Origin of the sequence: Alteribacillus bidgolensis (genome assembly GCF_002886255.1) — a bacterium.
In the GTDB taxonomy this organism is placed as follows: Bacteria; Bacillota; Bacilli; order Bacillales; family Marinococcaceae; genus Alteribacillus; species Alteribacillus bidgolensis.
In genome coordinates, this window is sequence record NZ_KZ614149.1 from 324,524 (window position 1) to 348,065 (window position 23,542).

At 36.9% G+C, this 23,542-nt stretch carries 25 protein-coding genes; 22 read left to right on the top strand and 3 right to left on the bottom strand.

All coding sequences use genetic code 11. The features are described 5' to 3' along the window. The first annotated feature begins 3 nt into the window (after window positions 1-3). The 18 genes from CEF16_RS01750 to CEF16_RS01835 all read left to right on the top strand — a co-directional run bounded on the left by CEF16_RS01750 (window position 4) and on the right by CEF16_RS01835 (window position 16,512). A complete protein-coding gene (locus CEF16_RS01750) occupies window positions 4-1,017 on the top strand; it encodes a PhoH family protein (protein ID WP_091587155.1) in 1,014 nt (337 codons plus the stop codon). 10 nt (window positions 1,018-1,027) lie between these two features. Then, complete coding sequence (gene ybeY, locus CEF16_RS01755) at window positions 1,028-1,489, top strand: rRNA maturation RNase YbeY (RefSeq protein WP_091587156.1); 462 nt, start codon at window positions 1,028-1,030, stop codon at window positions 1,487-1,489. Beyond that, a complete protein-coding gene (locus tag CEF16_RS01760; protein ID WP_091587223.1) occupies window positions 1,473-1,865 on the top strand; it encodes a diacylglycerol kinase family protein in 393 nt (130 codons plus the stop codon). The genes ybeY and CEF16_RS01760 overlap by 17 nt, the downstream gene beginning before the upstream one ends. A 22-nt stretch (window positions 1,866-1,887) precedes the next feature. Next, complete coding sequence (locus tag CEF16_RS01765; protein ID WP_245917959.1) at window positions 1,888-2,298, top strand: cytidine deaminase; 411 nt, start codon at window positions 1,888-1,890, stop codon at window positions 2,296-2,298. Further along, window positions 2,279-3,184, top strand: coding sequence for a GTPase Era (gene era, locus CEF16_RS01770; protein ID WP_091587158.1), 906 nt, complete (start codon window positions 2,279-2,281; stop codon window positions 3,182-3,184). The genes CEF16_RS01765 and era overlap by 20 nt, the downstream gene beginning before the upstream one ends. Window positions 3,185-3,362: 178 nt before the next feature. After that, entirely contained in the window at window positions 3,363-3,512 is a 150-nt protein-coding gene (locus tag CEF16_RS01775) for a YqzL family protein (RefSeq protein WP_091587159.1), read from the top strand. Window positions 3,513-3,540: 28 nt separating this feature from the next. Continuing rightward, window positions 3,541-4,287 carry a DNA repair protein RecO gene (gene recO, locus CEF16_RS01780; RefSeq protein ID WP_091587224.1) on the top strand — a complete coding sequence of 249 codons (747 nt, stop codon included), beginning with the start codon at window positions 3,541-3,543 and terminating at the stop codon, window positions 4,285-4,287. Window positions 4,288-4,737: 450 nt separating this feature from the next. Then, complete coding sequence (gene glyQ, locus CEF16_RS01785; RefSeq protein WP_091587160.1) at window positions 4,738-5,631, top strand: glycine--tRNA ligase subunit alpha; 894 nt, start codon at window positions 4,738-4,740, stop codon at window positions 5,629-5,631. Beyond that, window positions 5,621-7,708 (top strand): glycine--tRNA ligase subunit beta, encoded by a 2,088-nt coding sequence (glyS, locus tag CEF16_RS01790; RefSeq protein ID WP_091587161.1) that lies wholly within the window; start codon window positions 5,621-5,623, stop codon window positions 7,706-7,708. Before glyQ ends, glyS begins: the two co-directional genes overlap by 11 nt. Before the next feature lie 325 nt (window positions 7,709-8,033). Next, complete coding sequence (gene ccpN / locus CEF16_RS01795) at window positions 8,034-8,672, top strand: transcriptional regulator CcpN (protein WP_091587162.1); 639 nt, start codon at window positions 8,034-8,036, stop codon at window positions 8,670-8,672. Window positions 8,673-8,708: 36 nt separating this feature from the next. Further along, window positions 8,709-9,518 (top strand): pyruvate, water dikinase regulatory protein, encoded by an 810-nt coding sequence (locus CEF16_RS01800; protein WP_425428013.1) that lies wholly within the window; start codon window positions 8,709-8,711, stop codon window positions 9,516-9,518. 291 nt (window positions 9,519-9,809) lie between these two features. Then, window positions 9,810-10,208, top strand: a complete 399-nt coding sequence (locus CEF16_RS01805) for a DUF188 domain-containing protein (RefSeq protein ID WP_281259204.1) — start codon at window positions 9,810-9,812, stop codon at window positions 10,206-10,208. Between the two features lie 37 nt (window positions 10,209-10,245). Continuing rightward, the gene (gene dnaG / locus CEF16_RS01810) at window positions 10,246-12,072 is read left to right on the top strand and encodes a DNA primase (RefSeq protein ID WP_091587165.1); all 1,827 of its coding nucleotides are present in this window, start codon (window positions 10,246-10,248) and stop codon (window positions 12,070-12,072) included. A gap of 160 nt (window positions 12,073-12,232) precedes the next feature. Further along, window positions 12,233-13,351 carry an RNA polymerase sigma factor RpoD gene (rpoD, locus tag CEF16_RS01815; RefSeq protein WP_091587166.1) on the top strand — a complete coding sequence of 373 codons (1,119 nt, stop codon included), beginning with the start codon at window positions 12,233-12,235 and terminating at the stop codon, window positions 13,349-13,351. Between the two features lie 103 nt (window positions 13,352-13,454). Next, window positions 13,455-13,991 (top strand): hypothetical protein, encoded by a 537-nt coding sequence (locus CEF16_RS01820; protein ID WP_091587167.1) that lies wholly within the window; start codon window positions 13,455-13,457, stop codon window positions 13,989-13,991. Window positions 13,992-14,139: 148 nt separating this feature from the next. Beyond that, window positions 14,140-14,499 (top strand): c-type cytochrome, encoded by a 360-nt coding sequence (locus CEF16_RS01825; RefSeq protein ID WP_091587168.1) that lies wholly within the window; start codon window positions 14,140-14,142, stop codon window positions 14,497-14,499. Window positions 14,500-14,675: 176 nt separating this feature from the next. After that, window positions 14,676-15,407 (top strand): tRNA (adenine(22)-N(1))-methyltransferase, encoded by a 732-nt coding sequence (locus tag CEF16_RS01830; protein WP_091587169.1) that lies wholly within the window; start codon window positions 14,676-14,678, stop codon window positions 15,405-15,407. Next, entirely contained in the window at window positions 15,394-16,512 is a 1,119-nt protein-coding gene (locus CEF16_RS01835; RefSeq protein ID WP_091587170.1) for a Nif3-like dinuclear metal center hexameric protein, read from the top strand. Before CEF16_RS01830 ends, CEF16_RS01835 begins: the two co-directional genes overlap by 14 nt. A 92-nt stretch (window positions 16,513-16,604) precedes the next feature. Here CEF16_RS01835 and CEF16_RS01840 read toward each other — a convergent pair whose 3' ends face one another. Both CEF16_RS01840 and vrrA read right to left on the bottom strand, forming a co-directional pair. Next, window positions 16,605-17,549: a 4-hydroxy-3-methylbut-2-enyl diphosphate reductase gene (locus tag CEF16_RS01840; RefSeq protein WP_091587171.1), complete on the bottom strand. Its 945-nt coding sequence runs from the start codon at window positions 17,547-17,549 to the stop codon at window positions 16,605-16,607. Window positions 17,550-17,668: 119 nt separating this feature from the next. Continuing rightward, the gene (gene vrrA / locus CEF16_RS01845; RefSeq protein WP_211295840.1) at window positions 17,669-18,052 is read right to left on the bottom strand and encodes a VrrA/YqfQ family protein; all 384 of its coding nucleotides are present in this window, start codon (window positions 18,050-18,052) and stop codon (window positions 17,669-17,671) included. Between the two features lie 294 nt (window positions 18,053-18,346). On the opposite strand from vrrA, the gene CEF16_RS01850 reads away from it, so the two are divergent. Beyond that, the gene (locus CEF16_RS01850) at window positions 18,347-19,648 is read left to right on the top strand and encodes a DEAD/DEAH box helicase (RefSeq protein ID WP_091587173.1); all 1,302 of its coding nucleotides are present in this window, start codon (window positions 18,347-18,349) and stop codon (window positions 19,646-19,648) included. 16 nt (window positions 19,649-19,664) lie between these two features. After that, window positions 19,665-20,552 carry a deoxyribonuclease IV gene (locus CEF16_RS01855; protein WP_091587174.1) on the top strand — a complete coding sequence of 296 codons (888 nt, stop codon included), beginning with the start codon at window positions 19,665-19,667 and terminating at the stop codon, window positions 20,550-20,552. A 67-nt stretch (window positions 20,553-20,619) separates the two neighbouring features. Here the strand turns inward: CEF16_RS01855 and CEF16_RS01860 are convergent, their stop codons facing one another. Next, a complete protein-coding gene (locus CEF16_RS01860) occupies window positions 20,620-20,877 on the bottom strand; it encodes a DUF2624 family protein (protein WP_170031501.1) in 258 nt (85 codons plus the stop codon). A 282-nt stretch (window positions 20,878-21,159) separates the two neighbouring features. On the opposite strand from CEF16_RS01860, the gene CEF16_RS01865 reads away from it, so the two are divergent. After that, complete coding sequence (locus tag CEF16_RS01865) at window positions 21,160-22,530, top strand: ATP-binding protein (RefSeq protein ID WP_091587176.1); 1,371 nt, start codon at window positions 21,160-21,162, stop codon at window positions 22,528-22,530. A 221-nt stretch (window positions 22,531-22,751) separates the two neighbouring features. After that, complete coding sequence (locus tag CEF16_RS01870; protein ID WP_245917736.1) at window positions 22,752-23,450, top strand: lytic transglycosylase domain-containing protein; 699 nt, start codon at window positions 22,752-22,754, stop codon at window positions 23,448-23,450. The last annotated feature ends 92 nt before the right edge of the window (window positions 23,451-23,542 follow it).

Consider the following 23,542-nt stretch of genomic DNA (forward strand, 5'->3'; position numbering starts at 1 on the left):
AGATTGACAGAAAAGCAAGTTATTTCACTCCAAGTAAAAGATACAAACGAAATACAAATGTTGTTTGGACCTAATGATATACATTTAAAGCGTATGGAAGAAAAATTGGATGTCTCCATTATTACTAGAGGCGAATCATTGATCGTTTCAGGTTCGGATGATACTGCAAATTTAATAAAAGAAGTACTAGGTGCTCTTGTTCGAATGTTAAGAAACGGAATGAAGCTCTCTGAACGAGACATTATTTATGCGATCCAATTAGCGCAGGAAGATAAGCTTGATCAACTTGAAGATTTGTACCAAGAAACAATTGCAGTTAATACTAAAGGGAAAGCAATTGTGGTAAAAACGCTTGGACAAAAAGAATATATTGATACGATTCGGAATAAAGATCTCATCTTTGGAATTGGACCAGCCGGGACAGGTAAAACGTATTTAGCTGTAATTATGGCAGTTAATGCTTTAAAGGATGGAAAAGTAAAAAGAATTGTTCTTACTCGTCCTGCCGTGGAAGCAGGAGAAAGTCTCGGCTTTTTGCCAGGTGATCTAAAAGAAAAGGTTGACCCTTATTTAAGACCTTTATATGATGCCCTTCATGACATTTTCGGAGTGGAACATACGGCCAGATTGATGGAGCGGGGAACTATTGAAATCGCGCCGCTGGCTTATATGCGAGGCCGCACACTTGAAGATGCCTTCGTTATTTTAGATGAAGCACAAAATACAACAAAGGAACAGATAAAAATGTTTTTAACCCGTCTTGGATTTGGATCAAAAATGGTAGTGAATGGCGATCTTACGCAAATTGATTTACCAAAAGGCCAGCAGTCTGGATTAAAAACAGCTGTTCAAATTTTAAAATCTATTCAAACCATTGGATTGGTGTACCTTCAGCCAACGGATGTAGTTAGACACACGCTTGTACAGCAAATACTAGATGCATATGACGAAGCGGAACCTTCTCGATTTTCCAGCAAGCAGTCTAACCAGAGCAAAACGAACGGAAGCACGGGTTAGGAGGACAATAATGAATGTCATAATAGACCTAATTGATGAAACTGGATCTTTGACTGATAATGATATGAACTTACTGCAAAATATCCTACAAAAAGGCTGTGAACGAGAACAAGTGCCCGCAGATTCAGAACTGTCTGTTACTATCTTAGATAATAAAACAATTCAAACCATGAATCATCAATACCGCGGGATCGATAAACCTACAGATGTTATATCGTTTGCATTAAATGATGAAGAAGAAATGCCTGATGACCCAGAAGTTCCTAATTTACTTGGAGATATACTGATTAGTCTTGAGCAAGCTAAAGATCAAGCAGAAGCTTATGGACATAGTTTAGAAAGGGAGCTTGGATTTTTGGCCATTCACGGATTATTACATTTGCTAGGCTATACACACGATACTGCAGAAGCAGAGAAAGAAATGTTTAGCCGTCAAGAATCCATTTTGAGTGATTATGGTCTTGAAAGATAGGGGTAAAAAAGGATGGGGACGTTTTTTCCGTTCTTTTAAGTATGCTTCTCGCGGACTAATATATGTATTGTTAAAAGAACAGAATATGCAATTACACACCGCTTTTGCCGTATTCGTGGTAGTAATTGCTTTTCTTTTGCGCATTCCTTTGCTTCATTTGGTCATATTAGTCGTTGTAATTGCCGGGGTACTTGCTTTAGAAATTGTTAATACGGCTATTGAAAGAACCGTCGATCTCGTGACCAATGAATATCATCCTTTAGCAGAACGTGCTAAGGATATTTCTGCTGCTGCAGTTTTTGTATTTAGCATCGCTGCTGTTGTCATTGGTATATTAATATTTTATGGACCTGTTTTGTCGTTGTTCACTAAGTAATGAAAAGGAGAATGAAATAATGATTACGGAAAAAGACTTGCTTAAGGAAGCAATCGAAGCTAGAAACCAAGCTTATGTTCCTTATTCTAACTTTCCCGTTGGAGCTGCAGCAGTTAACGGAGACAATGAAATATTCAGCGGATGCAATATTGAAAATGCTTCCTACGGTTTAACAAACTGTGCTGAACGTACGGCAGTCTTTAAAGCCGTAAGTCAAGGTAATCAAGACCTGAAAACGATAGCTGTCGTAGCAGATACAGATGGACCTGTATCTCCATGCGGTGCATGCAGACAAGTGTTGTCTGAATTTTTCCCGTCTACAGGCAAGGTGATCTTGGGGAACTTAAAAGGCGATATTCAAGTAACTACTGTAGCAGAGCTTTTACCTGGAGCATTTCAAGCGGAGGATTTTCATGATGGACAAAATGTTTAAATCAGGTTTTGCAGCGTTAATAGGCAGACCAAATGCAGGGAAATCAACATTATTAAATCATATTATTGGTGAAAAAATAGCAATAATGAGCGATAAACCGCAAACAACGAGAAATAAAATTCAAGGGGTGTATACAACTTCTGACTCTCAGATTGTTTTTATTGACACCCCAGGTATTCATAAACCGAAACATAAATTAGGGGACTTCATGGTACAAACAGCTGTACAATCTTTACAAGAAGTTGATATCATATTATTTCTTGTTGATGCTGCACAAAAGTACGGTGCGGGTGAAGAATTTATTATTAATAAGCTGAAACAGACGTCCACACCTGTTTTTTTAGTTATAAATAAAGTGGATCAAATTCATCCTGACAATCTGCTTGAGAAAATTGAGCAATATCGTAAGCTTGCTGATTTTGCAGAGATTATACCTATCTCAGCTCTTAAAGGAAATAATGTAGAAACTCTGCTTAAGCAGATTACAGAATACATGGAAGAAGGGCCGCAATATTATCCGGAAGACCAGATCACGGATCATCCTGAGCGTTTTGTCATTAGTGAGCTTGTCCGTGAAAAAGTTCTTCATTTAACAACAGAAGAAATACCGCACTCTATTGCTATTTCGATTGAACAAATAAAAGAAAGAGAAAATGGAGCGGTATATATATCGGCTGTTATTGTGGTCGAGCGTTCTTCGCAAAAAGGAATTATCATTGGCAAACAAGGGAGGATGCTAAAAGAAATTGGGCAGCGTTCTCGCCATGATATTGAAACACTTTTAGGTTCAAAAGTATTTCTTGATCTATGGATTAAGGTTCAAAAAGACTGGAGGAACAATCAATATCAGCTTAATGAACATGGATATAAAGAAGACGAGTATTAATTTTACGATCCAATATTTGGATGTTTTTTAGCAGGTCATTCTGCTTGGGTCCGCTCGTACATTAAACTTTTACATTATCGTATCCATACAGGGAAAAATTACAGGTCATGCTTTTTGGTTATTAAGCCATTCTATGTAATAACAGCAATTATGCTGGAAGAAGAAAGGGTGGCTTACAATGTTTGAAGACCGTGATTTTTCCTGGAAATACTTTTTTATGACAGGAAACATTAACGCTTATCTTTTAACAAAAGAATTAGAACAGGCTAATAACTACTCCGAAGAAAATGAAGATCAGCTATCTTTCATGAAGGAGGAGATGGAGTAAAATGGGTGCCTGTTAAGGAATGAAAGCCATGCTCGAAAAAGCAGAAGGAATTGTTCTGCGAACTACAGCTTATGGAGAAACGAACATTATATTAAGGTTATATACACGGGAAGTTGGAAAAATTTCCGTTATGGCCCGCGGAGCTAAAAAACCAAAAAATAGGTTTTCTGCTGTATCGCAGCCATTTGTTTATGGAATGTTTTTGTATTACAAGGGGACAGGTATGAGCACCCTGAATCAAGGAGACAGCATAGATTCTTTTCGAATCGTCCGAGGTGATATTTTTAAAACGGCTTATGCTTCTTATATGTCTGAACTGCTTGATAAGCTGACAGATGAAAAAGAAAGGAATCCTTATTTATTTGAATTATTTTTACAGTTATTGCAGAAGATGAATGAAGAAAATGATCCAGAAATTTTGACAAGAATTTTTGAAACAAAAATGACTGCTCAAGCTGGTATAAAACCGGAACTTGATAAATGTGTACGGTGTAATAGGACAGAAGGGACGTTTAGTTTTTCTGTTAAAGAAGCGGGGTTTTTATGCCAGGCTTGTAAAGCAGCAGATGATTACCGGCTCGACATTCAGCCCAAAACGGTACAGCTGTTAAGAACATTTTTTTACATGGATGTAGAGCGGCTTGGGGAAATATCGTTAAAAAAGCAAACAAAAGATGAGCTAAAACAAGTATTACACACTTATTATGACGAATATTCCGGCTTAATTTTAAAATCCAAACGCTTTTTAGAACAAATGGAGAATTGGAAGTTATAAGAAGGTTTTAGAAGAAAACTTGACAGTACGATTTGAATTAAGTATGATGCTAATACATTCATTATAGTGCGCGTAGATGGAAAGTAGTAGTTGCCCTATGTTTATTTAGCGAACGCAGGATGGTGGGAGCTGCGGTAAATATGGCAATGAAGGCGTTCCGGAGCAATTAAGAATTAAAAGCGGCTTGGTATCTGATACGAAGCAAATAGGGTGGAACCGCGGGCTTGTCCCGTCCCTATACCAGATAAACGTATCTGGTATAGGGACGGGATTTTTTGTACTAGAGGAAAGTTTAACTTTGTTAAAGGAACAAAGTATAAGTAAAACTACGACTTCCGTCATTTGGACTTGGCGGCGGGCCGAGTTTTTCTAATTAGTCAGTACAAAACAAATGTAGGTTTTCACCTGTTATGAACGTACTGCTTTTTTAAATAATGAGGAGGGATTTGATTGAACGTACAAGATATGATATTGACCTTGCAAAACTTTTGGTCCAGACAAAACTGTTTAATTATGCAAGCTTATGATGTAGAAAAAGGGGCAGGAACAATGAACCCGATGACGTTTTTACGAAGTATCGGTCCGGAGCCTTGGAATGTAGCGTACGTCGAACCTTCTAGGCGCCCTGCTGATGGAAGGTATGGAGAAAATCCAAATCGTCTTTATCAACACCATCAATTTCAGGTTATTATGAAACCATCTCCTTCTAATATTCAAGAGCTTTATTTAGAAAGTTTAAAAGAATTAGGTATTAACCCGGCCGAACATGATATACGTTTTGTAGAAGATAACTGGGAAGCTCCAACGTTAAGTGCTTGGGGACTTGGCTGGGAAGTATGGCTTGATGGGATGGAAATAACTCAATTCACCTATTTTCAACAAGTAGGCGGGATTGACGCTAATCCTGTAGCAGTTGAAATTACATATGGAATTGAACGGCTGGCTTCTTATATTCAAGATAAAGAAAATGTTTTTGATCTAATCTGGGTAGATGACTTTACTTATGGAGATGTTTTTCGCCAGCCGGAATATGAACATTCTAAATATACCTTTGAAGTAGCTGGTCATAACATGCTTTTTAATGAGTTTAATACGTACGAAAAGGAAGCGGAGAGAGCCATTGCTGAAAATCTTGTGTTTCCGGCATATGATTATGTTCTAAAATGTTCTCATGTATTTAATTTGCTAGATGCTGGGGGAGCAATATCTGTAACAGAAAGAACAGGGTATATAGGACGAGTTAGAAATCTGGCTAGAAAGTGTGCATCTGCTTATTATGAGGAAAGAGAACATCTTGGCTTTCCAATGCTCAGCAAAAAGGAGGGCGAAACCAATGAGCAATAATAACTTTTTATTAGAAATAGGTCTCGAAGAAATGCCGGCTCGTTTCGTAACGGATGCCATGAATCAATTACAAAATAAACTAGAAGAATGGATGAAAGAAAACCGAATTTCTTTTCAATCTATTGAAGCGTTTTCTACACCGCGGCGTTTGGCTGTGCGCATAAATGAATTGGCGGAAAAGCAGGATGATATCTCAGAGGAAGCGAAAGGACCTTCAAAAAAAATTGCATTAGACGATAATGGGGAATGGACAAAGGCTGCGATTGGCTTTGCAAAAGGACAAGACGTAGATCTAAACGCTCTATTTTTTAAAGAGTTAAAAGGGACAGAATACGTTTTTGCTAATAAAGATATAAAAGGGAAGTACACGTCTGAGCTTTTATTAGAACTTGAAGCTATAATTACAAACATAAGTTTCCCTAAAAATATGCGCTGGGGTTCTTATTCTTTAAAATACGTACGTCCTATACATTGGATTGTTGCATTATTTGGCGACAAAGTCATTCCTTTTCATATTACGGATGTAAAAAGCGGAAGGAAAACATTTGGACACAGATTTTTAGGAACCGAAGTAGAAATCTTTGATACCAATTATTATGAAGAAGAATTACTTAATCAATATGTCATTGTAAATCCCAATAAGAGAAAAGAAGCAATTCGCCAGCAAATAGATGAAATTGCGGAAAACGAGCATTGGTCTATTCCTGTTGATAATGGCTTATTAGAAGAAGTGAATAATCTGGTAGAATATCCAACTGCGTTTTACGGTTCATTTGACGAGGAATTTCTTAACATTCCTGATGAAGTATTGATAACATCGATGCGTGAACATCAGCGCTATTTTCCAGTAGAAGATAAATCAGGGAAGTTACTTCCTTACTTTATTGCTGTGAGAAACGGCAACAGTGAATACTTAGATAATGTTAAAAAAGGCAATGAAAAAGTATTAAGGGCCCGTTTATCAGACGCGAAGTTTTTTTATGAAGAAGATCAGAAATTGCACCCAGAGGAAGCAGCTGCTAAATTAGATCATATTGTCTTTCAAGAAGATCTAGGGACGATTGGGGATAAGATCAGACGTCTTAAGAAAATAGCTCCTGCTTTCGGAGAAATACTTGGAGTAGAAAAAAACAAACGTATGGATATTGAACGTGCTGCTGCTCTTTCAAAGTTCGACCTTGTAACGTTAATGATAGATGAGTTTTCAGAACTTCAAGGTATTATGGGAGAGAAATATGCATTAATGGCAGGCGAAAATGAAAATGTAGCTGCTGCTATTAAGGAGCATTACCAGCCAAGATATGCAGGTGATGAGGCTCCAAGTACTATTACAGGGGCCGTTCTAGGTTTAGCTGAAAAGCTGGATACGATCACCGCCTGTTTTGGTATTGGAATGATCCCAACCGGTTCTCAAGATCCATACGGATTAAGACGTCAAGCAGCAGGTGCTGCGCAAATTTTACTAGAACATGATTTCTCTGTACGTTTGGAAGATTTAGTTAATAAAACGATTGAAAGTCTTGAAAACTCCGGCATATTGAAGCGACCTGGTGCAGAGGTAAAACAGGACATTTTATCCTTTTTCGGTTTACGGTTGAAAAATATTTTGTCAGAGCGTTGTATTCGTTATGATATCGCAGATGCTGTACTTGAACAGGCAGGAGAACCAGTCAGTCTAGTTGTAAAAAAAGCAGCATTTTTACAGGCAAAACTACAAGATGAAAACTTCAAAGATACCGTGGAAGCGCTAAGCAGGATAACCAATATTTCTAAAAAAGAAAATAACAACGACAACAGCGTTAAGGTAAATTTACTAGAAGAAAATCAAGAAAAAGAATTATATGAAGCATATTTAAAGCTAAAACAAGAACTCCCGAATCAACTTGCAGCTGCAAAGGTAGAAGAAGCGTTTACTTTACTTGAAGAGATAAAACCAGTAATTCACCATTATTTTGATCATGTTATGGTAATGAGTGAAGATGAGGAAATAAAAGAAAATCGCCTTACACAAATGTCCAATTTGTCTTCTGAAATTCATCGTTTCGCAAACTTTCAGCACATTGTATTTTCCTCCTGATAAGTGTTATCGATAGTCATGCATTAGGACAGTAAGATATAATGGGGATTAGAAAAACTCGGCTTGCCGCCGAGCCCTATGGCGGAAGACGTAGTTTTACTTATACTTTGATCCTTTAATAAAGCTAAACTTTCCTAAAGTATTAGAAAAACTTGGCTTGCCGCCGAGTCCTATGGCGGAAGACGTAGTTTTACTTATACTTTGATCCTTTAATAAAGTTAAACTTTCCTAAAGTATAAAAAAGAGAGCTCTCCTGAGTTTTAGGAGACATATAGTGAATGCTCATCGAGGACGTTTATCGTAAGGAGAGAGTCTTAAGGCGGTGATGACAATCGAACTTACAGGGAGACAAGAAGAAATATTAGGTATTGTAAAAGATAGTGGGCCTATCACTGGGGAGCAAATTGCTGAGAGACTTTCTCTTACAAGAGCCACTCTCCGACCAGATTTGGCTATCTTGACGATGGCTGGATTTTTAGACGCCAGACCACGGGTGGGTTATTTTTATACAGGTAAAACAGGCTCACAGCTTTTAACGGAAAAAGTAAAAAAACTTACTGTTCAGGATTACCAATCTATACCTGTTGTTGTAAATGAATCGAGTTCTGTCTATGATGCTATTTGCACAATGTTTTTAGAAGATGTTGGAACATTGTTTGTCGTTAATAAAACAGCTTCTCTTATCGGGGTTTTATCAAGAAAAGATTTACTTCGTGCAAGCATTGGGAAACAAGACTTAGAGACGATGCCTGTTAGTATCATTATGACTAGAATGCCTAATATAACAGTGTGTGAAAAAGATGATCTCGTTATAGAAGTTGCAAACAAATTAATTGAAAAGCAAATTGATGCCTTACCTGTAATAAAGAAAGATGCGGATAATAATCTCGAAGTGATTGGAAGAGTTACAAAAACAAACATGACGAAAGTGCTTGTAGATTTATCACATGATCAGCTTCTATAAAAGCAAATGACCTGGAGGAGGAAGGGGATGGCGAACATGAACAGCCAACGTCCAATCGTTTATGTGGTATCGGATTCGGTTGGAGAAACCGCAGAATTAGTAGTGAAAGCTGCTGCTAGTCAATTTGGTGAGAAAGGAATGGAAATTCGCCGAATTCCTTACGTAGAAGATGAAAGTACCATTGATGAAGTTATAGACCTGGCCAAAGAGGTCAAAGCTATGATTGCTTATACTCTTGTAATACCCGAGAAAAATAAGTATCTTTTAGAGAAAGCAAAAGCAGCTGGAGTAGAAACGGTTGATATTATAGGTCCAATGCTTAATAAAATGGTGAGCGTTACAGGCCAGGAACCAAAATACGAACCAGGCCTGGTTTATCGATTGGATGAAGATTATTTTAGAAAAGTAGAGGCAATTGAATTTGCTGTCAAGTACGATGATGGAAGAGATACACGCGGGATTATTAGAGCAGATATAGTGCTCGTAGGAGTCTCAAGAACTTCAAAAACTCCATTATCTCAATACTTGGCACACAAACGTTTAAAAGTAGCAAATGTACCGCTTGTTCCAGAAGTAGAACCACCGGAAGAATTATTTAAAATATCACCTAAAAAATGTATAGGCCTGCGCATTAGTCCAGAAAAATTAAATGATATTAGAACGGAGCGGTTAAGAGCTCTCGGCTTAAAAGCAGAAGCGAATTATGCAAAATTAGACCGTATTAAAGAGGAACTAGAATACTCGGAAAAAGTCATGGAAAAAATCGGATGTACTGTTATTGACGTATCAAGTAAGGCTGTTGAAGAAACGGCAAATTTAATATCAAATATGTTTCAAAAAGGTTAGAGCTGCTCGATAAAAGAGCAGCTTTTTTCTACGATCCATTATCAACTACGTCACTATCTCCACCTAATTCATCATCAGAATCAAACAAAAAAATTAAGTTATATTAATGGTTTTTTATGAAAAAATAGTTTATAATGAAATATTGTGTGAAAAAATTGATTGATGAATGAATTCTGTAAAAACAAAATATCGAAGCGGAAGGATTTTGTTTAATGTTGTCGAATTAAGAGAAAGGAACGATCAGTTATAGTTATTTTCACGGATGCAGATGCATGCCCTGTCAAAGAGGAAATAGATACTTTAGCCAAAACATATCAGATGGAATCGTATTTTGTTTTCACTTTTGCACATGTTACTACAACAAATTATTATTCCCAAAGTGTCACTTTAGATGCGGAACCAGAAGCAGTAGACATTTATATATTAAATCATATTTATTCAAACGATGTCGTCATTACTCAAGACAATGGTCTAGCTGCTGTTGTACTCCAAAAAGGAGCAAATGCTATTTCACCGAGAGGACACCTTTATAATAATGGAGAAATTGATTATCTATTGATGAACAGATATGAGGGAATTCAAATGAAAAGGGGAAAAACCAAACCAAAAAGCACGCCTTCCTTTAAAAATGAAGACAGAAAAAGATTTGTTTGTGGACTTGAAAAGTTATTAACAAAAACTAGAGATTAAAGGTTTTGTCTACTAAAGAAAATAGGGGGATCAGCACATGGCACAGTATATACCAGATGAAACGGTTGCTGAAATCCGCCAATCCCTTGACATTGTAGAAATTATCAGCGAATACATTCAATTAAAAAAACAAGGAAAGCACTATATGGGACTGTGTCCCTTTCATGGGGAGAAAACACCCTCCTTTTCCGTTTCCCCCGATCGTCAGCTTTATCACTGCTTTGGCTGCGGGGCGGGTGGAAATGCGATTACTTTTGTCATGGAAATGGAGAAAGTTGGTTTTGTAGAAGCTTTAGGGAAACTTGGCTCTAAAGCTGGAATATCCGTGCCTGAAACCGGTTATTCTAAAGCAGGACAAGCTGGCTATTCTTCACATCATAAGAAAATAGAAGCTCATGAACTTTCAGCTAGATTTTATCATCATTTGCTAATGAATACCGAACAAGGCAAAGAAGCATATGATTATTTGCTTCATCGCGGATTTTCGCCTGAGATGATGGAACGTTTTCAATTAGGTTATTCTCCGGACCATTCAAATGTTTTAAAGGGTTTGCTAGAAAAAAGAAAATTTAATCTTCAAGAAATGGAAGAGGCGGGATTGCTTCTTCGACAAGAGTCTAATTGGGATTTAAAAGATAGGTTTCGAAATAGAATAATGTTTCCGATCCAAGATATACAAGGACATACTGTTGGTTTTGGGGGAAGAGTGCTTGGAGAAGGTGAACCAAAGTATTTAAACAGCCCTGAAACATCGATATTTAAAAAAAATGAAACACTTTATGGTATACATTTGGCAAGGCAGGAAATCCGAAAATCAAATACAGCAGTGTTATTTGAGGGGTATGCTGATGTAATAGCCGCCAGTAATGCAGGTATTACAAATGCAATTGCTGTATTAGGGACTTCCATGACAGAAAGACAAGCAAAAATTATACGCAGAAACACCGAACGTATTATTATTTGCTTTGATGGTGATAATGCGGGACAAGATGCTGCCAGAAGATCCGCTGAAATTCTTGAACAAGAAGGACTAATTGTGCAGGTGGCTCTTTTACCTGATAAGGAAGACCCGGATGACTATATCAAAGCTAACGGCGCAAAACGATTTAAATCCGAAGTAATAGAGGCAGCTGTTCCATTGATGGCATTTAAAATGCAGCTGTTAAAACGGAAGAAAAACCTCCAGGATGAAGGAGAAAAACTGCAGTATATAGAAGAAGTATTAAAAGAAGTGACGTATCTTTCAAAAGCAGTCGAACGGGATTTTTATTTAAGGCAGTTGGCTGACGAGTTTTCTTTATCGCTGGATGCTTTAAAACAAGAACAGTTTCACATTTATAAAGAATCGAAACGTTATTACAATGATAAAAGAAATGCTACTGCGTATGGCAGCCGGACCAAGCGATGGGGCCTGGATTCATATAAAAACCAGCAGCTTTTACCTGCTTTTCAAAATGCGGAAAGAATGCTGCTTGCCCATATGATGAAGGATAAATCAGTGTGTATGGAAGTTCAAGAAACAATAGGCGGGGACTTTAATGTTGAAGAACACATTGCAATTGCTGCCTATCTTTATGCTTATTATGCAGAGGGGAACAAGCCTGACCCGGGAAATTTTATTAATCAACTGCAAGATCCTGATTTAATTAAAAAAGCTTCTGAAATCGCAATGCTTGACATGAATAAGCACTTATCAGAAAATGAGTTGGTTGATTATATTCGTCAGATTAAGAATTACCCAAAATGGGTAGAAATAGAAGAAATAGAGCAAAAAATGAAAGAAGCTGAAAAGAAACAAGATATACAGTCAGCTGTTCAATTAGCCACAGAATTAGTTGACATGAAAAAAGCTTTAAAAAAATAAACTCGTTAAAGTAAGTCTAAAAATGATTTTACAGCAGACTTCGAGGGCGAAAGGATGACGTGCCCTTTTCCTTTAGAAGGTCAGAGAGTTCAAACTTTGTTTAGAATAGATTGTTATGTACAGATAAGATGTGGTGTGAAGAATGGAAGGAGGGGATCGAATGGCTGAGAAACCGATACGCCCATTGGCGGAAGGTGAAATGTCTATCGATCAAGTCAAAGAACAATTACTCGAGTCCGGAAAAAAACGCGGGGTTTTATCTTACGCGGAAATAACAGAAAAACTTGCTCCATACGATCAAGATTCAGACCAAATGGACGAGTTTTTTGAATACTTGGGAGAACAAGGTATTGATTTATTAAATGAAGGCGAAGAAGTTCCAAGTATGGAACAGGTTGAAAAAGAAGAAGAAGAGTTAGATCTTAATGATTTAAGTGTTCCGCCTGGAATTAAAATTAATGATCCCGTTCGCATGTATTTGAAAGAAATTGGCAGAGTTCCACTTTTATCTGCAGAAGAAGAAATTACCTACGCAAAGCAGATTGAAGAAGGAGATGAAGAAGCGAAACGCCGTTTGGCTGAAGCAAACCTTCGACTAGTTGTTTCCATTGCCAAAAGATATGTAGGCAGAGGAATGCTGTTTTTGGATTTAATACAAGAAGGAAATATGGGCCTTATTAAAGCAGTGGAGAAGTTTGATTATAATAAAGGTTATAAGTTCAGCACCTACGCTACTTGGTGGATTCGGCAAGCAATTACAAGAGCCATTGCTGACCAGGCTCGTACCATTCGTATACCAGTCCACATGGTAGAAACAATTAATAAATTGATTCGAGTACAAAGGCAGCTTCTGCAAGACTTAGGGCGTGAACCAACACCAGAAGAAGTATCAAAAGAAATGGATTTAACTCCTGATAAGGTAAGAGAGATTCTAAAGATAGCTCAAGAACCAGTCTCATTAGAAACACCTATAGGAGAAGAAGATGACTCCCACCTCGGTGACTTCATTGAAGACCAGGAAGCTTTAGCCCCTTCTGATGCTGCTGCTTATGAATTATTAAAGGAACAACTTGAAGACGTTCTTGATACACTTACAGATAGAGAAGAAAATGTGCTTCGACTTCGTTTTGGTCTAGATGATGGAAGAACTCGTACACTTGAGGAAGTTGGTAAAGTGTTCGGTGTTACAAGAGAACGAATTCGTCAAATTGAAGCAAAAGCCTTGCGTAAATTGCGTCACCCAAGCCGCAGTAAACGCTTAAAAGATTTTCTTGATTAAAAACATGAAGGAAGAAGGGATTGTCTCCAGAATAATAAATGGGGGCAATCCTTTTTAAACTTGTTTCTTTTTTGTTAATACGCACCTTTTTGGGAGTTTTATAATGACGGAAGAAAGAAAGAAAATAATTATTAAAGAAATAAAGTACTGGAAAAAAAATCATTTACTGCCAGAACATTATTGTAATTTTCTTCTAATGCTGTACTCAGAAGGTGAAGGACTAGAAAAAGAAACAACAAAACAATCTCCCCGTTTTTTATTGTTGATAAGTGCTTTGATATTAGGATTTAGTGCATTAGGATTAACATTTATTGTCATTTATTTTACGTCTTTATCGCTGCAAGTGCAAATGCTAATAAACATATTATCTTTTATATTTGTAGGAATTTTAGCCTTCTACATAAATAAAAAGGATGTTGTTTTGTTTCACATTATGATTTCCATAGGGGCTTTAATCATTTTTTTAGTAAGTACTTCGGCTGTGATGAAATTAGAAGAAAATTATTTATTCTTAACTGTTACCATTTTTATTAATTGTTTCATATGGTTATCAGCCGGCTTATATTGGAAGTTGTCTTATTTGAAATGGTCAGGCGCAATAGGTCTTATATTAGCAGCTACATATTATTTTGCCCACTGAATAACTTGTATAATTGAACAGGAAGTGACAAAAACTACAAAAGTCAGCTTTTTATCTTTTCTAATTAATTATAATAAAGTAAAATATAATAGGAATGCGGATTCATATCGCCACATTATAGGATACATAGGAAGAAGGGGGAAAGAGCGTGAAAAATAAACCGCTGATTCCATTCTTTTTAACAGCAGTTGCTGGTTTATTATTGATGCTTGGGTTATCCCTTGTCGGAGTAAACCAGCAAGCGGGTGACGAGAATGGAGAGGGAGAAGAACAAGATCCGGTAGAATACGGAGAAGAATTAGTTAATGAAAACTGTATTTCCTGTCACGGAGATAACCTTGAAGGACAGGGCGATTACCCTGCAATTAATAATGCAGGTGAGAACTATTCCGCAGAAGAAATAGCAGATATTGCGCAAAATGGTACTGGAGATATGCCAGGCGGTATTGCTAATGCGGAAGAAGGAGAAGCGATTGCAGAGTACTTAATGTCGCTTTCTGAAGAATAATGGAAGCAGGGGAGGGAGCGCTTTGTGCTTCCTCTTCTTTTTTTAGGCAGGAACAAACGAAGTGTACACAAAAAGAAGTTCCTTTTCTTTAGCCGACCTTCTTTTTCCAGGGAGCTTATTTTTTATTCATTCAATAAATCTTTATTAAGGAACAATAATCAGAGAGGAAAAAGAACATGAATGCAGAACACTTATCAAGACGATTATCTGTCATAGCCCAAGAAATTCCGTATCAGGCACGTATGGCAGATATAGGGACAGACCACGGGTATCTTCCTGTTTATTTAGTAAAACACGGAAAAGTAGAATGGGCATTAGCTTCAGACGTAAATGAAGCGCCGCTTAATTCCGCTGTAGAGAAAATAAAAAGAGAAGGCCTGGGAAAATATATTCAAACACGAGTCGGCCCAGGTTTAGCTGTTATTAAGAAAGAAGATAATATTGATACAGCGGTTATAGCTGGAATGGGAGGGTCGCTTATTTCCAGCATTTTAGAGGATGGAAAAAATTCATTAAAAAATATAAAGCGATTAGTACTACAGCCAAATGTAGGAGCTGCCCAAATACGAAAATGGATGATAAGAAATAATTGGCAAATTATCAATGAACATATTATAGAAGAAGATGAACATATTTATGAAATTTTAATCGCTGAACCTGGAGATCCTTATCTTCCTTATCAGCTTCTTGGGATAAGTGAAGAAGCAGGGCAATTATTTGGACCATATTTAATAAAAAAGCAGCCATCTGCTTTTATAAAAAAATGGAAACGGGAAAAAGAAAGCTGGCAGTATGTTTTACAAGAAATAGAAAAAGCCTCTGAAAGAGGAGCTGTACTTCCAAAAAAGAAAGAATTAATGAAAAAATTAAGCCTATTAGAGGAGGTTTTAAAAAATGAAACCAGCTAATGGACAAACGATTATTCAATTATTTGAAGAGTGGTCCCCAAAATCTTTAGCTGTAGAGGGAGACAAAGTTGGTTTAATGGTTGGAACCTTAAATAAGCCAGTACACAAAGTAATGATAGCTTTGGATGTACTTGAAGATGTCGTTGATGAAGCGATTGATAAAAAAGTAGATATGATTATAGCCCATCATCCATTGATTTTTAAACCTTTAAAACAAATTGATACTTCAAAAGGACAGGGTCCAATTATTGAAAAATGCATTAAACATGATATTACTGTATATGCTGCTCATACGAACTTGGACATTACAAATGAAGGCGTAAACGATATGATGGCAGAAGCATTAGGACTTCAAGAAACCAAAGTGCTAGTACCTACTCAAGAGGTGCCGTTGAAAAAGCTGGTTGCTTTCATTCCCGAAAGCCACGTTGAAGAAGTTCGACAGGCTTTAGGTGATGCAGGTGCAGGTTTTATAGGAGGATACAGCCATTGTACGTTTTCGTCTGAAGGGACAGGTACTTTTATTCCTGGAGAGGATACAAATCCATACTTAGGGGAAAGAGGGAAAATGGAGTTTGCCGCAGAAAAAAGAATGGAAACAGTAGTTCCTGAAACAATTCTCAAAAGGGTGCTTCGTGCTTTAGAAAAGGCTCACCCTTATGAGGAACCAGCATACGATATTTATCCACTTGATTTAGAAGGAGAAATTCTTGGTCTAGGGCGAATCGGAAAGTTAAAGACCCCTGTTTCTCTTGAGGACTTTGTAAACAAAGTGAAAAAGGCTTACGATGTGGAACATGTTCGGGCAGTTGGATCTCTTTCAGATACGGTGAAAACAGTAGCCGTGTTAGGCGGAGATGGCAACAAATATTGGTCTTATGCTAAGCGTCAAGGTGCTGATGTCTATATAACAGGCGATCTTTACTACCATGTTGCTCATGACGCCCAAATGGAAGGGTTAAATCTAATAGATCCAGGTCATAACGTTGAGAAAATAATGAAAGATGGAGTAAGGAATAAATTGGAAGGATTGCTCGGTACTAAAAAATATAGTACAGATATTATTGCTTCAAACGTGTCCACTGAACCGTTTACGTTTATATAAAAAAAGATTTGGCCTCTTTTAAGAGGTCAAATCTTTTTTTATTAGATAAAATGCCCTTTTTCAGGGCGCTTGCGCTTTTCTAAATAAACAACTTATTTTTTTGCTTTTACTTTAGGAAGAATTTTAGAGTTTTCTACTTTTTTCTCTATTTTCCAAGTGGAAGGATCGTTTTCATCGTATTGCTGTAAAAACTGAATAACTTCTTTTGTTATTGGAGTAGGTGTAGAAGCACCAGCAGTCACTGCAATTTTTTCAATTCCCTGCACCCATTCCAAATTTAGTTCAGATATATCTGCAATTCGATAAGCTGGGGTATCAGCGATTTTTTCTGATACCTGTGCCAGCCTATTAGAGTTGTTGCTTTTTGGATCTCCAACAACAAGCATTAAATCAGCCTCTTTTGCTTGTTCCGCTACTGCTTCTTGTCTTACTTGTGTTGCCATACAAATTTCATTATGAATTTCTGCGTTAGGATATCGGTTTAGTGCTTCATTCATAATATCAGAAACGTCCCATTGACTCATGGTAGTTTGATTGGTAATGATGATTTTTTCTGCGTCGATATTTAGATTCTTTACGTCTTCGATGGATTCAACGAGATGAACAATATCGGGAGCTACCCCCATGGCACCTTCAGGTTCAGGATGTCCTTTTTTTCCAATATAGATGACATTATATCCATCTGCTTTTTTATCACGAATAAGATCGTGAGTTCGAGTAACATCGGGACAGGTAGCATCAACTGTTGTTAGCCCTTTATCTTTAGCGAGCTTTCTAACTTCAGGAGAAACACCATGTGCTGTAAATATAACAGTGCCTTTATCAACTTCTTTTAATATTTCTAGACGGTTTGGCCCGTCCAAGGAAATAATACCTTCATCTTCAAATGCTTCTGTGACATGTTTATTATGAACGATCATTCCCAAAATATAAATAGGGCGAGGCAAATCCAGGTTGCTTGCGGCCTGCTTTGCCAGCACCATCGCATCAACGACACCGTAACAATAGCCCCGTGGGGAAATCTTAATAACTTCCATAACAGCCTCCTCTGAAACTGATTGCTTACATCGATTGCATTGTTGAAATGCTAGGGTAATTATACTATTTGTATTAGTAATTGTAAAAAGGTGTCCACATAAAAGATATTGATTCTATACTATATATAAAGTTTTGGAGGAGGAGCTTCTGAAAAATATGCTGTATCTTCAGCAGTTTCTTCGGAGAAAGGTTTTTCTGAATCATTTAAGTCATCCATTGATTCATTCATCGTACTTGTGCTATTGGAGTCTTCAGAAGTTTGGTTCGTGGACGAAAGCATACTCCAGAGTGCAGGTAGTTGTTTGACCAATGGATAGTATTGACGGACCATAGGAGTCACTGTCTGGGCCACATTAATCATCTTTTGAACGGAAGGTATTAATGTTGAAAAACCTCCAGGCTGAGCTGCAGCAGGAAACATAGATGAAGATGCTGGGCCAGAGTTAAAAACGCCCGGTAAAAACCTGCTCATTATCTGAACGGGACCGGTTTGTGGCGGCATAGGCGGCCCTCCCATATAAGGCGGGTGGGGTGGAAACAATTTAATCATCCTCTCATTTGTAAATATAGTTTTGGGGTGGTAGAACGTAAAAATCGAATGTTTAGCATCAATCAATGTGATTCTCCCATATGGCATATCGTATCTAAATGATAAACAAAGTTGTTCAGTGGAGTTTTTGAGCTGTGTTTTGACCAGGTTTATGATAAAATATGATAGCATCTGCCTAGATGTGCAAATTAAACAATGTGATATAGTTTGAGGATAGAACCTTTTGAAATAGAAGGCGGTGTAACGATGAGTGCATTTCAACGATTTGACTTGCCCCCATTTTTAATTAAATCTTTACAAGACCAAAACATTGAAAAACCAATGGAAATACAGGAACGTCTTATACCAGCAATCATAAATGGCCGTGATGTAATTGGACAATCACATACCGGATCAGGCAAAACGCTTGCTTTTTTGCTCCCTATCCTGACCAAAATACGTCCGGACCATAAATATATTCAAGCTGTAATTACTGCTCCTACACGAGAGCTTGCTGGCCAGATCTACAATGAGCTGCAAAAGCTTTTGAAAAATGTCTCTGATTCAAATATTAAAGCAATACGGCTAACAGGCGGAACGGATCGTCAACGTACAATGGAGAAACTTCAAAAAACACCTCATATTATAGTTGCTACACCAGGACGATTAAATGATATGACGAAGAACCAGGCGATTGATGTTCATCGAACGGAAATGTTTGTAGTAGATGAAGCAGATCAAATGCTGGATATGGGATTTATTGAAGAAATAGATCCAGCAGCGTCTCTTATGCCGGATAACTTGCAAATGATGGTATTTTCAGCTACGATACCAGAACAATTACAGCCATTTTTGAGAAAATATATGAAAAATCCAAGGCATGTCCATGTGAAGCCAGAACAAACAGCTCCTGCAAAAATGAAGCATCAGTTTATTCTTTTAAAACATAGAGATAGAACTGAATTAACAGTACATTTAGCCAAAAACCTGCGTCCATACCTTGCTATTATATTTACAACGACAAAGGAAGACGCTGATCATGTATTAGAAGCCATGATAACTGCCGGTTTAAATGCAGATGTACTGCATGGCGGCCTGCCGCCTCGTCAAAGAAAACAAGTAATGCGCAAAGTAAATGGATTACAAATTCAATATTTAGTTGCGACTGATTTAGCAGCTAGAGGGATGGATATCAAAGGCGTATCACATGTTATCAATCACTCGTTGCCAAAAGAACTGGAATATTATGTTCATAGAGTGGGGCGGACTGCACGTGCCGGGCAAACAGGAGAAGCTTTTACGTTTATTGAAAAAGAAGAATATCCAGAGTTAAAAAAACTTCAAAATAAGGGCATCACAGGCCAGTTTTTAGATTTGAAAAAGAATGAATGGATAACGGTTGAAAATCCATTAATTAATAAGCAAAATCTGAAATCGGAAAGTAATAAAGGACCAATCATACCCAAGTCTAAACCGAAGAAGGTAAAACCTGGTTATAAAAAGAAAGCTCGCTGGAAAGCAGAAAAGCAGGAGAAACGGCAAAAAAAAATAAATAAAAGAAAAAAGTAATTGGGGGAAATTTAAGATGTTATTAGGTTCACATGTATCAATGAACGGAAAGAAAATGCTGCTTGGTTCAAGTGAGGAAGCTGCATCTTATGGGGCATCCGCGATGATGATTTATACCGGAGCACCACAAAATACACGAAGGAAACCGATCGAAGAGCTGAATATTGAAGCAGGCAAAAATCACATGAAAGAAAATGGAGTAAAAGAGGTAGTGGTTCATGCACCTTATATTATTAATATTGGCAATACAACTAAACCAGAGACCTTTCAATTAGGCGTAGATTTTTTGCGCTCCGAAATCGAACGTACAGAAGCGATTGGGGCAACACAAATAGTGCTGCACCCAGGTGCTCATGTCGGTGCAGGAACAGAGGCCGGAGTGAGTAAAATAATAGAGGGGTTAAATGAAGTGATCGATCCAGATAAAAATGTCCAAATAGCCTTAGAAACAATGGCTGGAAAAGGATCGGAGTGCGGACGCACTTTTGAAGAAATAGCCAGTATAATAGAAGGAGTTACTCATAATGAGAAGCTTTCTGTTTGCTTTGATACTTGTCACATTCATGACGCAGGATATGACATAGCGAGAGATTTTGATGGAGTGTTAAACACATTTGATAAAGTAATTGGTCTAGACCGTTTGAAAGTTCTACATGTTAATGACAGTAAAAATGAATTAGGAGCTGCAAAAGACCGCCATGAAAATATCGGTTTTGGTTATATAGGTTTTGAAGCTCTCAATTACGTGGTTCATCATCCTGCGTTTGAAAATATCCCAAAAATATTAGAAACACCATATGTGGGGACAGATAAAAAGAATAAAAAACCACCATATAAGCATGAAATTAATATGTTTAAGGAAGAAACATTTAATGAAGATCTAAAACAAGAACTTATTTCTTAAATACTACAGACCAGCAGTTTTTCAAAAAGAAAAGCTGCTGGTTTTACATATTATTACACACGATTAATTATCCTATGAAATTTTTGAACAACTGTTTTAAGAGGGCATATGTTTCTGATGAGACGGTTTTTTTTGCCTCTTCTAAAATATTTGTCATGGATTGTTTGTCATCTATCGACCAATGACTAGACTGAACAAGATCCAGCAAATCAGAGGCTTCTTCAAAAGATACAGTAACGCCGTATAAAGCACCGTAGTGAATAAGGTCTTTTGGGTGAAGTTCGGATATCTTATATTTAATCCATTGGTCTTTAAAACGGTTCACATGGATCGCTCCTTATCCAAAATGTCGAAAAGATATTCAATTTTCTTTCTCATCATATGTATTTATGGAAAATAAGTGAGAACGCCAAGGAATAAAGTCTAAAAATATAAGCAAATAAACCTTCAAAAAAAGTATGCATTTTTTGTAATTTTTAGTATAATCAAAAGGGAGGCAGGAAATGGAATAAAAGCAGATTGGATGGATGTTTGTTTAATCATAAATAAAATGCTGAGGACAAGCAGAGATACTTAACGGGGGTTTGGTTAAACAAGGAGGGGTTATATGTACGAATCATTACGTACATTAAATACTATTGATTTTAAAAATGAGTTCGAAGATTTAAGGTCTGATGCAGAGTTAATCCTTAGCAAAGAAGGTCATATCATTTCCTTGAATAGTCTAGCAGAAGAGCTCTTTAACGACAGCCGCTATTTTTTTGATTATTTTACCTCTTATAATGCTGAACAAGCACTTTACTATATAAGAAAAATTTGTGACAAGGGAATATATACTGATTTTTCTCTGCTCCATCGATTTCAAAATAAGGAATCTTATATGCAATATAGTGGCGCTTTAAAAAATGGTTATATTTTGTTGACTGGAAGAGAAATGGTGGCTCCATTGCCTTCCTTAGAATTAAATGATCTTTTATCACAATTTGACCACGCTTATGCCATTGTCAGCCAATCCCTTAATATTGAACAAAGCAATGAAACGTTTCGCCAATATTTCAGTGAAGAAACTAAAAAGAACAGTGGACATAAATTAAATATTCAATTATTAACGGAAAGCAGTGAAGGACTCGCTGTAGCATCCCGATTAGTTAAAGATGTCCTAGAGAAACAAACATCACTTCAATTAGAAGTGAAAAATGACCACAGCGGAGAATGGCTGAACTTAAAAGGGTTATATCTACAAGATATAAATAGTGTACTGTTAATGATTTATGATTTGTCTTATGAGAGAAAATACACTCATCTTCTTACCTATCAAGATCAGATGGAGTCTGTTTCGTATTTATCTGCAGGGGTTGCTCATGAGCTTCGAAATCCTTTATCTGTTATAAAAGGATTTTTACAATTGTCTGCTTTAACAGATAGTTTTGATAAATATTCTGATACCATCCTCTCTGAAACAGAACGAATGAATGAGATTATCGATAACTTTTTATCGGTTGCAAGAAAAAAAGCAAAAAAAGAAACTAGAAATCCTAAATACTTATTAGAAAGCGTAATTGACATTATAAGATCAGAATGTTTAATGCAAGGCATACATTTTCACTATAACGTTGAGCCTATTCTTGATAAGGTAGAGGTTAATGAATCTTCGTTTAAACAAATTATTTTAAATGCACTGAGAAACTCAATTGAAGCTTTCCCAGGGGATAATAAAAACAATGTATTTACGCTTCAAAGTTTCGCAGAAAAAGGGTATTTAATTATCAAGTTGAGAGATAATGGAGGCGGTATTCCAAATGATGTATTAACTAACATTGGAAAACCCTTCTTTACCACAAAAGATAAAGGGACAGGCGTTGGGATCCCTTTGTGTAAAAAAATTATGGAAGAACATAATGGCACTTTTGCTATTGAAAGTAAGGTAAATGAGGGGACAGTAATAACACTCGCTTTTCCATTAAAGAAAAATATGTAGATTGTAAAAACTGCTTGAACTGTAAGGTTCAGGCAGTTTTTTATGCTTTTTTACAAGTGATTTGAAAGTATTGACCCTAGTTCGTTATTTTGATAAAAACATATACTGTGGGTGTTTTTATAAGTAATGAGCAAAAAGTTTCAAGGCGAAGTTATTGGGGTAAATAGCTGATGTTGCTGAAATGCTATGTTCCTTCTTTAAACGTACTTGGGGGTGCCAAAGTGAATTCAATACGATATATTTTAACCACTATTATTTTACCTGCTATATTTTTGATGACGGGGTTTCAAAAAGACCATATAGAAGAGCGTCTTGAAAAGCTTGAAAATAAAAGTGAAGAATTAGATAAAGCGAAAGATTTTGAGAAGAATATCGGATTTTTAAAAGAGACAACAGATATTAAATGGGATGCCAATTATTATGAATGGGCAGAAGCAAGAAAGCAAGCCAAACATTTACATGAAGATAGTAACGGCAGATTTGAACGTGATTGGGGAACGTTTTTAGTTCATCAAGCAAAAAAGAAAAATATTGATCCAGCCATTGTGTTTGAACTTTTGAATGTAGAAACCGGAGGGAAATTTGACCCGGATTTGGTGGGACCTAAAACAAAATATGGAAAAGCTTATGGTATGGCGCAGTTCATGAAAAATACAGGGCCTTGGATTGCAAAGAAAGCGGACATGCCCTACAGCCATTCCTGGTTATTTGATCCATATTATTCCATTCAATTGTCCATTGAGTATTTAGATTATCTTTATGAAAAATATGACAATTGGAATAAGGCATTAACTGCTTACCATCGGGGGATAGGCGGACTAGAAGCTTATGAAGATAAACATGGGAACGCAGAAAGCTGGTATGCTCTTGAAATTCAGGAAAATGCAGAAGAAAAGCAAGATGTATTAGTTAGCTATTAAACATGGTTTCTTTTGATATGCGGCATTAAGCTTTCAGTGCTCAGTAATAGGAGCGCTGAAAGCTTATCTATTATAAGTAGCTTATTAACCTT

Excerpts from the sequence above, each read along its gene's own strand:
- CEF16_RS01800 (WP_425428013.1), top strand. The coding sequence starts at position 8,709 with ATGAACAGCCAACGTCCAATCGTTTATGTGGTATCGGATTCGGTTGGA.
- CEF16_RS01840 (WP_091587171.1), bottom strand. The coding sequence starts at position 17,549 with ATGGAAGTTATTAAGATTTCCCCACGGGGCTATTGTTACGGTGTCGTT.
- vrrA (WP_211295840.1), bottom strand. The coding sequence starts at position 18,052 with ATGCCGCCACAAACCGGTCCCGTTCAGATAATGAGCAGGTTTTTACCG.
- era (WP_091587158.1), top strand. The coding sequence starts at position 2,279 with ATGATGGACAAAATGTTTAAATCAGGTTTTGCAGCGTTAATAGGCAGA.
- CEF16_RS01855 (WP_091587174.1), top strand. The coding sequence starts at position 19,665 with ATGTTATTAGGTTCACATGTATCAATGAACGGAAAGAAAATGCTGCTT.
- recO (WP_091587224.1), top strand. The coding sequence starts at position 3,541 with ATGCTCGAAAAAGCAGAAGGAATTGTTCTGCGAACTACAGCTTATGGA.
- ccpN (WP_091587162.1), top strand. The coding sequence starts at position 8,034 with ATGACAATCGAACTTACAGGGAGACAAGAAGAAATATTAGGTATTGTA.
- dnaG (WP_091587165.1), top strand. The coding sequence starts at position 10,246 with ATGGCACAGTATATACCAGATGAAACGGTTGCTGAAATCCGCCAATCC.
- CEF16_RS01830 (WP_091587169.1), top strand. The coding sequence starts at position 14,676 with ATGAATGCAGAACACTTATCAAGACGATTATCTGTCATAGCCCAAGAA.
- glyS (WP_091587161.1), top strand. The coding sequence starts at position 5,621 with ATGAGCAATAATAACTTTTTATTAGAAATAGGTCTCGAAGAAATGCCG.
- CEF16_RS01835 (WP_091587170.1), top strand. The coding sequence starts at position 15,394 with ATGAAACCAGCTAATGGACAAACGATTATTCAATTATTTGAAGAGTGG.
- CEF16_RS01775 (WP_091587159.1), top strand. The coding sequence starts at position 3,363 with ATGTTTGAAGACCGTGATTTTTCCTGGAAATACTTTTTTATGACAGGA.
- rpoD (WP_091587166.1), top strand. The coding sequence starts at position 12,233 with ATGGCTGAGAAACCGATACGCCCATTGGCGGAAGGTGAAATGTCTATC.
- ybeY (WP_091587156.1), top strand. The coding sequence starts at position 1,028 with ATGAATGTCATAATAGACCTAATTGATGAAACTGGATCTTTGACTGAT.
- CEF16_RS01820 (WP_091587167.1), top strand. The coding sequence starts at position 13,455 with ATGACGGAAGAAAGAAAGAAAATAATTATTAAAGAAATAAAGTACTGG.
- CEF16_RS01865 (WP_091587176.1), top strand. The coding sequence starts at position 21,160 with ATGTACGAATCATTACGTACATTAAATACTATTGATTTTAAAAATGAG.
- CEF16_RS01850 (WP_091587173.1), top strand. The coding sequence starts at position 18,347 with ATGAGTGCATTTCAACGATTTGACTTGCCCCCATTTTTAATTAAATCT.
- CEF16_RS01760 (WP_091587223.1), top strand. The coding sequence starts at position 1,473 with ATGGTCTTGAAAGATAGGGGTAAAAAAGGATGGGGACGTTTTTTCCGT.